The organism is Streptomyces sp. NPDC002795 (genome assembly GCF_042888725.1).
In the GTDB taxonomy this organism is placed as follows: Bacteria; Actinomycetota; Actinomycetes; order Streptomycetales; family Streptomycetaceae; genus Streptomyces.
Genome location: NZ_JBIAQB010000005.1, coordinates 273,919 through 286,966 on the forward strand (window position 1 = coordinate 273,919; position 13,048 = coordinate 286,966).

The 13,048-nt window shown below is 70.3% G+C and carries 12 protein-coding genes; 4 read left to right on the forward strand and 8 right to left on the reverse strand.

Annotation, left to right across the window (positions count from 1 at the left end; translation table 11 throughout):
- Positions 1-15 precede the first annotated feature (15 nt).
- Both ACFYWS_RS17335 and ACFYWS_RS17340 read right to left on the reverse strand, forming a co-directional pair.
- A complete protein-coding gene (locus ACFYWS_RS17335; RefSeq protein WP_389276498.1) occupies positions 16-702 on the reverse strand; it encodes a hypothetical protein in 687 nt (228 codons plus the stop codon).
- Positions 703-774: 72 nt separating this feature from the next.
- Positions 775-1,005 carry a hypothetical protein gene (locus ACFYWS_RS17340; RefSeq protein ID WP_389276501.1) on the reverse strand — a complete coding sequence of 77 codons (231 nt, stop codon included), beginning with the start codon at positions 1,003-1,005 and terminating at the stop codon, positions 775-777.
- A gap of 826 nt (positions 1,006-1,831) precedes the next feature.
- Here ACFYWS_RS17340 and ACFYWS_RS17345 point away from each other — a divergent pair.
- Positions 1,832-2,605, forward strand: a complete 774-nt coding sequence (locus tag ACFYWS_RS17345; protein ID WP_389276504.1) for a hypothetical protein — start codon at positions 1,832-1,834, stop codon at positions 2,603-2,605.
- A 138-nt stretch (positions 2,606-2,743) separates the two neighbouring features.
- Positions 2,744-3,655, forward strand: coding sequence for an alpha/beta fold hydrolase (locus ACFYWS_RS17350; RefSeq protein WP_389276507.1), 912 nt, complete (start codon positions 2,744-2,746; stop codon positions 3,653-3,655).
- A gap of 35 nt (positions 3,656-3,690) precedes the next feature.
- Here ACFYWS_RS17350 and ACFYWS_RS17355 read toward each other — a convergent pair whose 3' ends face one another.
- From ACFYWS_RS17355 to ACFYWS_RS17370, 4 genes are read right to left on the reverse strand one after another with little or no spacing between them, the layout of a single operon-like run.
- On the reverse strand, positions 3,691-4,716 hold the full coding sequence (locus ACFYWS_RS17355; RefSeq protein WP_389276510.1) for an NAD(P)-dependent alcohol dehydrogenase: 1,026 nt from the start codon (positions 4,714-4,716) through the stop codon (positions 3,691-3,693).
- Entirely contained in the window at positions 4,713-5,432 is a 720-nt protein-coding gene (locus tag ACFYWS_RS17360) for a metal-sulfur cluster assembly factor (protein ID WP_389276513.1), read from the reverse strand. Before ACFYWS_RS17360 ends, ACFYWS_RS17355 begins: the two co-directional genes overlap by 4 nt.
- A 1-nt stretch (position 5,433) precedes the next feature.
- Positions 5,434-6,435: an amidohydrolase family protein gene (locus tag ACFYWS_RS17365; RefSeq protein WP_389276516.1), complete on the reverse strand. Its 1,002-nt coding sequence runs from the start codon at positions 6,433-6,435 to the stop codon at positions 5,434-5,436.
- A 50-nt stretch (positions 6,436-6,485) separates the two neighbouring features.
- Complete coding sequence (locus tag ACFYWS_RS17370) at positions 6,486-7,280, reverse strand: acetoin reductase (RefSeq protein ID WP_389276519.1); 795 nt, start codon at positions 7,278-7,280, stop codon at positions 6,486-6,488.
- A gap of 219 nt (positions 7,281-7,499) precedes the next feature.
- On the opposite strand from ACFYWS_RS17370, the gene ACFYWS_RS17375 reads away from it, so the two are divergent.
- Positions 7,500-9,299 (forward strand): sigma-54-dependent Fis family transcriptional regulator, encoded by a 1,800-nt coding sequence (locus tag ACFYWS_RS17375; RefSeq protein WP_389276522.1) that lies wholly within the window; start codon positions 7,500-7,502, stop codon positions 9,297-9,299.
- A gap of 21 nt (positions 9,300-9,320) precedes the next feature.
- Here ACFYWS_RS17375 and ACFYWS_RS17380 read toward each other — a convergent pair whose 3' ends face one another.
- Entirely contained in the window at positions 9,321-10,763 is a 1,443-nt protein-coding gene (locus ACFYWS_RS17380; protein WP_389276525.1) for a DEAD/DEAH box helicase, read from the reverse strand.
- A 289-nt stretch (positions 10,764-11,052) separates the two neighbouring features.
- On the opposite strand from ACFYWS_RS17380, the gene ACFYWS_RS17385 reads away from it, so the two are divergent.
- A complete protein-coding gene (locus ACFYWS_RS17385; RefSeq protein ID WP_389276528.1) occupies positions 11,053-11,691 on the forward strand; it encodes a phosphatase PAP2 family protein in 639 nt (212 codons plus the stop codon).
- 15 nt (positions 11,692-11,706) lie between these two features.
- Here ACFYWS_RS17385 and ACFYWS_RS17390 read toward each other — a convergent pair whose 3' ends face one another.
- Positions 11,707-13,035 carry a glutamate-1-semialdehyde 2,1-aminomutase gene (locus ACFYWS_RS17390; RefSeq protein WP_389277366.1) on the reverse strand — a complete coding sequence of 443 codons (1,329 nt, stop codon included), beginning with the start codon at positions 13,033-13,035 and terminating at the stop codon, positions 11,707-11,709.
- Between the last annotated feature and the right edge of the window lie 13 nt (positions 13,036-13,048).

Here is a 13,048-nt window from a genome sequence, read left to right on the forward strand (position 1 = left end):
CCCGACAGGGGCAGGCTAAGCGACTCCCTGAGTGCTGACGTCGAAGAGGTGCTTCCCGCTGTCGTCCTCGATGTGCAGCTTGCCGGGCTGAGTACCTGGGATGACCACGACGGTGACGCCCTGCACATACTCGCCGGGCTTCAGGCTCATCGTCCCGCCGAGGTCCTCGGAGGTGGACGTATCGTCCAGGAAGCCGGTCGCGACCTCAGCGACCCTTCCGTCCTTGCCGGTCCAGGTGATTGAGCTGTTGTACGGCGTCGTACTGATCTCGGTGCCACTCGTATTTTTGATCTTGAAGGTGACCGCGGCCGCCTCCTGGCCGGCTTCGAGTTCACTGGCGACCGAGTCGTCCGACAGGTCAGCGGCGTTGTACTCCTTGACGGACACCAGGGTGACGTCCGCGGTGCCGCTCAGCCAGTCACCGTCGTCGCTGTACTCGGTGGTCTCGACGTGCACGGTCTCGCCGACCTTGAGGGTCGGTACGCCTTCCGTGGCGGGCTGAGACTCTGACTCCGGGGCCGTCTCTTCACGCTGTGCGTCAGGCTCCGCGGGAGCCTCCTTCTTCGGCTCCGTCGGGTTCTCCTTCTGCGTTTCAGTCGAGACGGTTTCCCCACTCGTATCGTTGCTGGTGCTGGAGCCGCAGGCTGCGACTCCGCCGAAAATGACGAGGGCTGTGCTAGCTGCCGCTATGACTCTCTTCATCGCGACACGCCTCCTGCTACGGGTGCGACAGTGGCGACAACTCGGCCGCCATTCCTGGCTTGCACGTGCTCTCTAAGGGCGCCGTGCCAGCCGGATGACGGCATAAGTGATGCCGAGGATGATGTCGACGACGGCCCAGAGAAGGATGACGAGTCCGACGCCGATGGCCGTACCCGCGCTTTCGGCGTCATTGCACGTCTGCGCGTCCAGTGAGCCGCAGTCGTCCGGAACTCCTGCGCCGGAGCGCGCCCCGAGGATGATCCAGAGCAGGAAGATCGCCTGCACCGCGAGAAAGAACCACATGAACCATCGGGGGTGCCGCCGGGTGGCAGCTCCCTGGGGCGGAGGCGGAAGCGGAGGCCTGGGCGAGGTTGGGGGTGGGGGCGGGTTCGCCGCTGCGGGCGCAGTGGGTGCGGCGGTCGGGCTGCCGCCGGGGCCCCACTGACGGGTCTCCCACTGTCCAGGGGGTTGGGTGCTGCGTTTCATGGTGCTGAGCCTTTGAAAAGATCCGTCGACTTCCCCCAGATCGCGGACCAGGCCGTGACCGTCCCCTGAACGTTCTGCGTGTACCGCAGGCTCGCCAACAACGTTACTTCCGTTTGATGTGCGTTTCCACTCTCTTGCCCGCAGCACCGACCTGCAGATGCCGACGGCGACCTCCTCGCAGTGAACACGCAGTAGCCGCCGGTCAGTTGCTCCTAGGAAAGGCGTCCATGAGCTACCAGTAGACGTCCAGGAATCGGAGGCTGATCGCCCTGTAGCTCGCCCCCACGAGCCCGGCGGCCTCGCCTCCCGCGAGCTGCTCATGAGCCCGGTCAAGCGCCCGACACCACACAAGGGGTCTGAACTCGGCGTTGAACATTGCCGGCCACTTGGCCCCCGCTGATCTGCGGTTCTTTCCGGGACAGCCGAGGCGGCCGTTCTCCACGCTTCGAGATGTCGAGTGACGAAGGGCGAGAGAACGGCCGCTGTGTATGAGTGTCTCTGTCTCCGGGACTGCCGGTGGCGGGTTGGAGGTCTTGTCCCGCTTTCGGGTCGAGTTTTCTACGATTCCCCTCTCCGCTCGTGCGGATGGGCGCGTGGCGGCGCGGTCCGCGCCGGTCCCCCGCGGCGGCCACACTCGCGCGGCATGTCAAGCGCGGGAGAAGACCTGACCCGCAGTGAGACTCTGGTGGACCGCGCCCTCGCCGACTTCACTACAGCGGGCGACCGTTGGGGCATCGCCGCGGCACAGAGCACCCGGGCCACCCAGGCCCTGCTGCGGGGCGACCTCGCCGCACTGCGTCGCAGCGCCGAGGACGGACACGCCCTCTTCACGGAACTCGGCGACCGCTGGGGGCAGTTGCAGACCACCTGCCCACTGGCGGCACTGGCCGCGATCACCGGCGACTACACGCGCGCCGCACAACCACACCAGGACGGCCTCCACCTCGCCGAGGAACTGGGCTTCTGGCCGGACGCCGCCGACCGGCTCAGCGGGCTCAGCAGGGTCGCTCTCCTGACGGGTGGCTTCCCTCGGGCCACCGAGCCCCACCGCAGGGCGATGGCCCTGGCCGCCGAACACGGCTACGCGGCGGGTGAGATCCACGCCGAGATCGGCCTCGCCCTCACAGCCCGGCGCGAAGGCGACTTCGACCGCGCCGAGAGGCACCTCCACCGAACCCTCGCATGGCATCGCGAAGTCGGCTTCGGCCCCGGCCCCGCACTCCTCCTCGCTGGACAGCGCGGTGACGCAGCCGCGCACTGTCCCTGCACCACCAGGGCCTCGCCGTCGCCCGTGACAGCGGCGGCCCCCAGGCCCGGGAATCCTCCGGCGCCGCGTTCCCGGAGGCCGAGCGTGGCGAGGTCGAACGCACACGGCCAAGGCCCTCGCGGCGCTGGGCACAGAGACGTTCGCGGCTGAGTTCTCGGTCGGCATCGATGACGATCCCGAGGCCGCAGCCCACTCCCGGCCTCGGTGTCTTGCGTCGATGCATTACCCCATCAGCTGATGTTCGTTGGTCTTGGTGACCGCTGCCCTGCTGCTAGGAGTCACCTGCTCATGCCTGAGGAATTCGTGCGTCGGATGCATTTCAAAGGGTTCGACTATGACTGCCGCGTCGTGGAGAACCCCGCTCCTCGGACAGAGCCCATTGTTCTGCTGGGTGGCTCCTTCCAGGACATGTACGCCTTCCGGCGCCTGGAGAAGCCCTGGACGGAGCTGGCGACGGTCATCACCGTCGACCTCCCCGGGTCGGGCAAGGCCGACGACCTCCCCGCGGAGTACGGCTTCGACTTCCTCGCCGAGGTGCTGGGAGATCTGCTGGAGCGGCTGAAGTTGGGCCGCGTGAACCTGTTCGCCGCTTCGTACGGCGTTCCCATCGCGTACCGGCTGGTCCAAAGGCGTCCCGAGCGGGTCGCGCGGCTGATGCTGGCCGGGGCCTCCATGGAGTATCCGGCGGAGTGCCGGACCGCGCTGCGGGCGATGGTCGACAGCCTCGCCTCCGGGGACATTTCGAGTGCCTACGGCCGCGTGACGGTCGAGGCACTCATGGCCCACCCGGACCGTCCCGTCCGCAAGCGCGCCGTGACGGCCCGGCTGCTGGCCTGCACGATGAGCGCCATCACCGAGGCCGACGTGCCCCGGCACGTCGCCATCCTGAAGCGTGTCCTGGCCACTCCCGGTCTGCCTCCGGGGGGAATTCCCGACGTGCCGACCCTGTGCTTCACGGGTGAGTTCGACGAGTTCTCCACCCCGGACCGGGTGCGCGAAGTCGCCGCAACGATTCAGCAGGGGCAGTTCTCCCTGATCCGCGAGGCCGACCATCTGCCCAACCTCGAACGAGGCAAGGAGTTCTCCCGGCTCATCGCGGACTACTTCACCGACCAGCCGATCGACACACTCGACTTCCTGACCGAGGTCGAACGCCCGGCTCTGGAAAGGGTGCCGGTCGAGGCGGCGCTTTCACGTTAGGCCTCGGCCGCCTCGGGCCGGCGATCGGTGAACCGTCAGGGTGTGAGGATCGCCCTCCCCCTGATGCGCCCGCTCTCCAGGTCGTCCAGCGCGTCCTGGAAGCGGTCGAGGGGGTACTGCGCGGTGTGCAGGCGGACGCGGTCCTGTGCGGCCAGGACCATCAGTTCGCACAGGTCGTTATAGGAGCCGACCAGGTTGCCGATGAAGTTGATCTCGGCGGAGATGATGTCGATGGTCGGGACGTCGAGGTTCTCGCCGTAGCCGACCACGTGGTAGTCGCCCGCAGGGCGCAGCATGCCGACGCCGTCCTTGGTGGAGCCGCCCTCGCCGACGAAGTCGATGACCGCCTCCGCCCCTTGCCCGCCGGTCAGTTCGCGCACCCGGTCGACGTGGCCGCCGTCGGCGACGACTCCGTGGTCGGCCCCGATGGACGTGGCCAGGGCCACCGCGTCGGGGTTGCGGTCGACGACGAGGAGCTCGGCGGCGGTGAGGGCCTTGAGGACCTGTACGCCGATGTGGCCGAGGCCGCCCGCGCCGATCACGACGCAGCGGTCCCCCGGCCGCAGCTTGCGGGCCGCCTTGGCCGCCGCGTGGTACGCGGTGAGCCCCGCGTCGGCGAGCGCCGCGACGTCGGCCGGTTCGAGGGAGTCGTCGAGCCGCACCACGCTGCGTGCGGAAGTCTTCAGGTACTCGGCGTAGCCCCCGGCCGTGTCGATGCCGGGGAACTGGTTGTTCTCACAGTGCACGTCGTCGCCCGCCCGGCAGGCGCGGCACAGCCCGCAGGTGATCAGCGGGTGGACGATGACTTTGTCGCCCTCGGCGACGTTGGTGACCGCGCTGCCGACGGCGTGGACCCAGCCGGCGTTCTCGTGACCGATCGTGTAGGGCAGTGTCACGCCGGACTTCTGCGCCCACTGCCCCTCCAGGATATGGATGTCGGTGCGGCACACGCCGGCGCCGCCGATCCTGACGATCACGTCGAACGGGCCGGTGATCCGGGGCTCCGGGACCTCGGCCATCTCAAGGTTCTTGCCGTAGCCCACGACCTGGACTGCCTTCACGAGACGCTCTCCTTCGATTGGTCGGCCGCGGAGTGCGGATAGCGGGTGCGCAGCAGCCCCCGGCAGAAGTGCGCGTTGCCGTCGATCGAGACCCGGACCGCGCGGGCGAAGCGCAGCCGGAGCGGGATCTCGCCCGGCGGGACGCGCCGCCCTTCCTCGTCCACCAGTACCGGGTCGGACGCTGCCACGCCGAGGCCGAGCGCTTCCCGTCGTCGTAGCAGCGCAGTGGAGGTCGCCGCGTCGGGGAGGTCTGCGAGGACCACGTCGTGGAGGCCCTCCTCGGTGAGGTCGGGGTTGTCGCGGAGCAGGAGTGTCAACGCCCGCTCCATCGCCGCGACATGGGCCTTGCGGCGGAACGTCAGCCGTAGCGCCTCAAGGTCCTTCTCGGCCTCGGGTCCGAACGTGCCGCGGTAGCCGGCGTCCGCGGCGAGACCCTGGTTGATCAGGTCCGAGTCGTGGTGGTCGTCGAGCAGCACCACGACGTCCCGCGTCCAGGGCAGTGCCGTCAGGGCGTCCTTGGAGTCCGAGGCCATGAGGTACGCGAAGTTGGGCGAGCAGAACGAGGTGGGGAGCCTGAGGCGGACGGTGAGCGCCCCGTCGGGGGTCACCGTCACGGACCGTACGAAGCCCAGGTCGGTGATCGGCTCGTCCAGTTCCGGGTCGAGGACGGTGTCAAGGGCGGCGCGGGCGGAGTGTTCCCGTGCGTCGGCGCGCATGTCAGGCCGCCGCCGGTGCGGTGACGCCGAGGCCGGCCGGGACCTCGATGTCGTACATGGCCGCCGCGTTGAGGCCGAGGATCTTCTTCTTCTGCGCCAGGGTGATCGGCGCGTACTCGGGCGTCATGTCCTCGGGGATCTGGAAGTCGACGAACCGCTCGATCAGCCAGCGGGGTGTCCAGAGCGCGTAGTCGCTGGAGAACTGGATGCGGTCCTCGTCCAGCCAGTAGAGCAGTTCGCCGATGATCTGCGCGAAGTACCGCGGCCTGCTGTGGATGAAGGGGATCGCGACGGCGAGGCCCGCGTGCACGTTGGGTTCCTGCGTGGCGATCCAGCAGAAGTCCTCCAGGCGGGGCAGTCCGCAGTGCTCGACGACGAAGTTCATCTCGGGGAACCGCGTGGCCACCTTGTCGACGTCCGCCACGTCGAAGGCGTCCCGGTCGAGCGGGCGGATCGTCGGGCCCTTGTGGACGTGGACGTTGTTGATGCCGAGTTCCTGACACACCTCGAGATAGCGGTACGTCCACGGGTCGTCGAGCTTGTAGCCGCGGCTGTCGCCCTTCCACTCGGCGGTGTACAGCTTCACGCCCTTGAGCCGGAACCGCTCGGCGTCGCGCCGCAGTTGGTCGAGGCCCTTCTGCTCGTACCGGGGGTCGAAGGAGTGGTTGTACGTGAGCTTGTCCGGGTGCTGCTGGGTGAGTGCGAAGGCTTCCTCCGTCTGCCCGAAGCCGCCCCGGTAGAACGCTCCCAGGCGTGCGGGCTGGAAGATGGCGTGGTCGACGTACCCGTCGACGAAGAGGTCCTTCATCAGGCGTTCGCCGCCGTAGTAGAGGTACTCGTCGTACGTCCAGAGTTCCGATTCCGGGCTCAGGTTGCGGTGGTAGTCGTAGAAGCAGTCGATGAACTGCTTGCCGTGGATGTTGAGTTGGTTCTCGGGGCGGGCGTCCCAGAGCGCGATGTGCGCGTCGACGATGAAGTAGTTCTCGCCGTCCTTGGAATACATCTGTCTCCTCCGCTTCTCGGTTCCTTGGTTTCTCGGTTCCTTGGTGGGCGTCAGGAGAACTGGATGCCGCCGTCGATCATGACGGACTGGCCCGTCATGTAATCCGAGTCGCGCGAGGCCAGGTAGGAGACGAAGGACGCGACGTCCGTGGGCTCCTCGACGCGGCCGAGCGCGATCGCCTCCGCGTACTTCTTGATGGCCCGGCCCTTCTCCAGGCCCTCCTCCTGCGCGAGACGCTCGTCGATCAGGTCCCACATGTCGGTGCCGACGATGCCGGGGCAGTACGCGTTGACGGTGATGCCGTGCCGCGCCCACTCCATGGCGGCGGCCTGGGTCAGTCCGCGTACACCCCACTTCGACGCCGAGTAGGTGCCGAGCAGCGCGAACGGGCGGTACGCGACGATCGAGGCCGCGCCGATGATCTTTCCGCCGCCGCCCTGGGCGATCATCTGCCGCGCGGCGGCCTGGTAGGAGAGGAAGACGCCGCGCAGGTTCACGGCCATGATCTGCTCGAACTCGTCGAGCCCGGTGTCGAGGAGCGGGGTGACCCTGGCGATACCGGCGTTGGCGACGTAGACGTCGACCCTGCCGAAGCGGCCGGCGACTTCCTCGACGAGCGCGTCGGTCTGTTCCTTGCTGGATACGTCGGCGTGCACGGCGAGGGAGCGGCGGCCGGTCTTCTCGATGCCGGCCGCCACTTCGCCGAGCTCCGCGCTCATGCCGGGGAGGTCGGCGACGGCGACGTCGAGTCCGTCCGCGGCGAGCCGCTCCGCGATGCTGCGGCCGATGCCGCGGGCGGCGCCGGTGACGATCGCGGTACGGGGTGCGTGGTCGGCGGAGGTCATAGGGGGCTCCTGTGCTCGACGGCTGGCGGCCGCACCCGTTGTGCGGCGCCGACCATCAGCGTGGGGGCCCCGGGCTCCGTCGAGTTTTTCAATGTGGAACACGGCGGGACCGAATCCGGTACCAGTGCGGGGAAAACCCACAAGGAGTCTTGGCGAACAGTCTGTTGTCGGGTACAAACACGTTCGTAATATGGCGGAAACACGCCCATCGGAGACGCCATGCTCAGTGACAGCACGGAGCGGGACCGGACCATCGCGCGAGCGCGCCTGCAGTTCCTCACCCACGCGGAACCGCCCGCGCAGATCGTGCCCGAGGGCATCCGCAATTCCTGGCAGCGTTCCAAGTACCTGGGGGTCGGCACGGACGAGGTGGTCGTCCCCTACCAGCCGGACTACGACCGGGAGAGCCGTCTGGTCCGCGCCGCCGCGCCCGTCCTCGACCGGCTGGAGCAGGCGCTGGCGGGTTCGGACGCCTCGGTGATCGTGACGGACCGCAAGGGCTGGGTGCGCGACCGCCGCGTCGGGGAGAAGCGGCTCTCGTCCCACCTGGACCGGGTCCACCTGGCACCCGGCTTCAACTACGCCGAGCAGTTCGTCGGCACGAACGGCATCGGCGTGGCCCTGGAGGAGCGCAGGCCCAATGTGGTCCTCGGCACCGAGCACTTCAACGAGCGTCTGCAGAACGTCTCCTGCGCCGCCGCCCCGATCCGCAACTCGGTCACCGGGCGGGTCGAAGGGGCCATGAACCTGACGTGCTGGAACGGCCCGGCGCGCACCCTGATGGCGGCCCTGGTGCAGGAGGCCGCCGGTGACATCGAGCGCGTCATGTACGAGTTCAGCAGCTCGCACCAGCGTGCTCTGCTTGAGGCGTTCCAGCAGGTGAGCCACTACGGTGACCGGCCCGTGCTCTGCCTCGGCCACGATCTCGTCCTCGCCAACTCGGCCGCCTCCGGGCGCCTCACGGGCGACGACCACCGGCTGCTGCACGAGGCCGCCGCCGAACTGGGACACGCGCCGCGCAGCCGCAAGGAGGTGCAACTGACCGGCGGGGAGACCGTGTTGATGCGCTGCCGCCAGGTCGACAGCTCGGCGGGCGCGGCCGGATACCTGTTGGAGCTGGCCTTCGCGGACCTCCCCTCCGGCGGGCGGCCCCGTTCCGGCTCCCGTACGCGGACGGAGCCGGACGCGGCCCGGCCGTGGCCGCTGCCGGGTCTGGCCGGGACGGACCCGGCGTGGAACACCGTCTCCCGTACGGCGTCCCGCTGCGCCCGCGAGCGGACACCGCTCCTGCTCCACGGGGAGGCAGGAACGGGCAAGTCGGCGCTGGTCGGTGCCGCGCACGCGTTGACAGGGGCGGCTTCGGCTCCGGTCATCGTGGACGCCGCGGCCGCGCTCTCCGGTGCCGGGAGCGATCTGCCGACCGCACTGCGCGAGGCACAGGCGGGGGCGGGCCGCGCCCTGGTCCTTCGCAACGTCGACGCCGTGGCCCCCGAGCAGGGAACCGCCGTCGCCCAGGCCCTGGAGGCCGCGGCGGCGCAGGGCACCTGGATCGTGGGCACGCTCCGCCAGGCACCAGGCGTGCCCGAGCCCCTGAGGCGGTGCTTCGTCGAAGCGGCGGCCGTGCCCGCCCTACGGCACCGCCTGGCGGACCTGCCCGCCCTGGTCGGCTGTCTGCTGCGCCGCGTCGGAGCGGACGTCGAGTGCGCACCGGAGGTGCTGCCGCTGCTGCGTCGGCACGACTGGGCCGGCAACATCCGCCAACTGGACGCCGCCCTGCGCGAGGCCGCCGCGGGCCGCCGCACCTACCGGGTCGAGCTCCGGGACCTGCCGCCGTCGCTGCACAGCGCGGGCGGCCGGTCGCTCAGCGCCTGGGAGACCTCCGAGCGCGACACGCTGGTCCAGGCCCTGCTGGCGGCGGACGGCAACAAGCTGCTGGCGGCGCAGCGGCTCGGCATCTCCCGTACGACCATCTACCGGAAGATGCGGGCGTACGGCATCACGCTTCCGGCACGCGGCTGAGTCGGGCGACCTGCTCGCGGGTCAGCCTCCGCGCCGGACCCGCGCCGCCTTCCGCGCCTCAGCGAGCTTGCGGGCCTCGTTGGTCTTGCGGGAGCCACGGGCGCCCGAGCCCGAGCCCGTGCCAGATCCGGAGCCGGCGCCGGTGGTGGAGCCGGCCTTCGGGTCCTTGGTGTTGCCCAGGCCGCGGAACGGGGTGTTCTGGTTCTTGGGGCGCTGGGCGGGGCCGCCATCGAGGGGCTTGCCGGAGGGGGCCTTCGCGCCGGTGATGCGGCTCAGTTCCGCCTCGCCGGAGCGCACCTTGGTGACCTTGGCGGTGACGTCGGCGTCCGCCATGACCTGGCTCGTCTCGCGGCGCTGGCTCGACAGGACGAGCGACACGACGGTGCCGGAGCGGCCGGCGCGGGCCGTGCGTCCCGCGCGGTGGAGGTAGTCCTTGGGTTCGGTCGCCGGGTCGACGTTGACGATGAGGTCGAGGTCGTCGATGTGCAGGCCACGCGCCGCGACGTTCGTCGCCACCAGCGCCGTGATCTCGCCGTTCTTGAACTGGGCGAGGGTCCGGGTGCGCTGCGGCTGTGCCTTCCCGCTGTGCAGGGCGGCCGCTGCCACGCCGCTGCCCCGCAGGTGCCGGGTGAGCTGGTCGACGCCGTGCTTGGTGTCCAGGAAGAGCAGGACGCGGCCGTCCCGTGCGGCGATCTCCGTGGCGACGGACCACCGGTCCGGGCCGTGCACGACGAGGACGTGGTGCTCGATCGTGGCGACCGCGCTGGAGGCGGGGTCCACGGAGTGCTCGGCCGGGTCGCGCAGGTAGCGCCGCACCAGCTGGTCGACGTCGCCGTCGAGGGTGGCGGAGAACAGCATGCGCTGCCCGTCGGGCCGCACCTGGTCCAGGATCTCGGTGACCTGCGGCAGGAATCCCATGTCGCACATCTGGTCGGCCTCGTCCAGGACCGTGATGCCCACGCGGCCGAGGCGGCAGCCCTTGCGCTCGATCAGGTCGTGCAGGCGGCCGGGCGTGGCGACGACGACCTCGGCGCCGTCCCGCAGCGTGGCGGACTGCCGGCCGATGGACACGCCTCCCACCACGGTCGCGAGCCGCAGCCGCAGCGCCTCGGCGTACGGGGTGAGCGCCTCGGTGACCTGCTGCGCCAGCTCCCGGGTGGGCACCAGCACGAGCGCGAGAGGCTCCTTGGGCTGCGCGCGCCGCCCAGCGATCCGGGTGAGCAGCCCCAGACCGAAGGCGAGGGTCTTGCCGGAGCCGGTGCGGCCCCGGCCGAGGACGTCCCGTCCCGCGAGCGCGTTCGGCAGCGCCGCCGCCTGGATGGGGAAGGGCTTCGTCACACCGTGCTCGTCGAGCGTGCGCAGCACCGCGGCCGGGAGACCGAGCTCCGAGAAGGACGTCACGGGGGCGGTGCCCGGCGCGTCGTCCTGCTGCCGGGCGTCGTCGGCACGTGCTGATTCGCTCACAGAGAGCCTTCCTCCGAGGGTGGGACCGTACCGAGGAAGGCGCGGCTGCAAACGCTCAACGCTAGCACGAGCCCGGGGCCGCCCTTCACCCGTCCCGCCGACACCCCTCCACTCCCCCGGCTCAACTCCGGTATCTACTTGGCGAGTTGAAGCGCCGCCATGTCCGCGGGGCGGATAGGGTCGCCGAAAGGTGGGTGGGACACACGACGGGGGGATCGCGTTGGATCACCTGACTGAAGCGGGGCCGGGCCGCGGCCACCGCGGGGAGATCGTTTCCGAGTCTTCCCCCGTGCTGCCCGGCGCGCTGCGCGCCTGGCTCGGGCTGATCGCGGCGCTCTCCGCGCTCGTGGTCGTCACGCTCGGGGTGATGTACGCCGGGCACAGTGAGTCCGCCCGAGTGGACCGGTGGTTCGTCCTGCCGACGGACGACAGTGTGCGGCCGCCGTGGCGGGGCGTGGCCCTGGCCGTCGATTTCCTGGGGGAACCCGTGGGCGCGATGGTGCTGGTCGCGGCCGCCGTGGCGTGGTGTCTGCTGCTGCGCCGTCCTCGCGCGGCGGTGCTGGTGGTGGCCGCGGTCGCCCTGACCGTGGGGACGGGGACGGTCCTCAAGTCGGTGGTGGGGCGCACCATCCACGGTCCGGGGAACCTGTCCTATCCGAGCGGGCACACCGCTTTCCTCACGGCGCTCGCCCTCGTGGTAGCGCTGGTCGCGGCAGGGCGGCTCGGGCTCGGCAGAGCGGCCGGTGTGTCGCTCGTGTTCGGCGCCGCGTTGGCCGCGGGCGCCGCGATGGGGTGGGCGGAGGTCGCCCTGAGCGCGCACTACCCGACGGACGCGGTCGGCGGCTGGTGCACCGCGCTCGCGGTGGTGCCCGCGACCGCGTGGCTGGTCGACCGGGTTGCGGACACCGGCCGACCAGCTCGACGCTGACATCACACGTGGACCTCACACCAAGCGGCGGAACACCGGCTTCACCGGCCGTCCGGCCATCCACGGCGTGGGGTCACCGGCGTCGACCGCCTTCCGGTACACCGCGCATGCCTCGGCCACCACGTCGACAGTGCGCTCGATGTCGCCGTCGCCGAGCGCGCTGCTCACCACGAACGACGGGGCGAGGACGCCGCCCAGGAGCAGCTGGCGCAGGAACAGGGTGCGGTACTCCTGCGACGGCTGCCCGTGCTCGTCGAGGGTGGCGAAGACCAGGTTGCTGGCCCGGCCCCGGACGACGACGTGTTCGCCGACGCCCATGCTCGACGCGGCCTCGCGGACCCCGGCGGCCAGGCGCTCGCCGAGGGTGTGCAGGCGTGCGCTGATGCCCTCCTCCACGTAGGTGCTCTGGACGGCCATCGCCGCCGCCAGGCAGTGTGTCTCCGCGCCGTGCGTCGTGGACAGCAGGAAGACCCGCTCACCGGCGTGCCGCAGCCCTCCATGCTCCATCAGCTCCCGGCGTCCGGCCAGCGCGGAGACGGCGAACCCGTTGCCCAGCGCCTTGCCGAACGTGGACAGGTCGGGCACGACGCCGTACAGGCCCTGGGCGCCCGCCTCCGACCAGCGCAGACCGGTGATCATCTCGTCGAAGATCAGAACGCAGCCGTGCCGGTCGGCCAGGTCGCGCAGGCCTTCGAGGTAGCCGGGCGGGGGTTCGCTGTGAGCGGCGGGTTCGAGGATCAGACAGGCGACGTCGTCCGCGTACCGGGTGAGGAGCGCCTCCGCGGCGGCCAGGTCCCCGTACGGGAAGGACACCGTGAGATCGGTCGTCGCCTTCGGGATGCCGGCCGGCATGGGTGTGGTGCCGATGAACCAGTCGTCGGTGGAGAAGAACGGGTGGTCGGCGCAGATGGCCACCCTCCGGCGCCCCGTGACGGCGCGCGCCAGGCGTACCGCGGCGGTGGTGACGTCGGAGCCGTTCTTCGCGAACTTCACCATGTCGGCGGTCGGCACGGTGGCCAGGAAGCGCTCCGCGGCCTGGACCTCCACGATGGACGGCCGGACGAAGTTGCTGCCGCGGTCGATCTCCCGGCGGACCGCTTCGTTCACGCGCGGGTGGGCGTGGCCGAGGCTGACCGAGCGCAGCCCGGAGCCGTATTCGATGTAGCGGTTGCCGTCGATGTCCCACACATGGGCGCCGCGTCCGTGGCTGATGACCGGGGCGAGGTGTTCGGGGTACTGGTCGTCGCCCTTGGCGTAGGTGTGCGCGCCGCCGGGGATCATGGCGTGCAGCCGCTCGTTCGCCGACCGCGACCTGGGCAGGTCCAACTCTTCGCTCTCTTCCATGGGCACGCCGGCC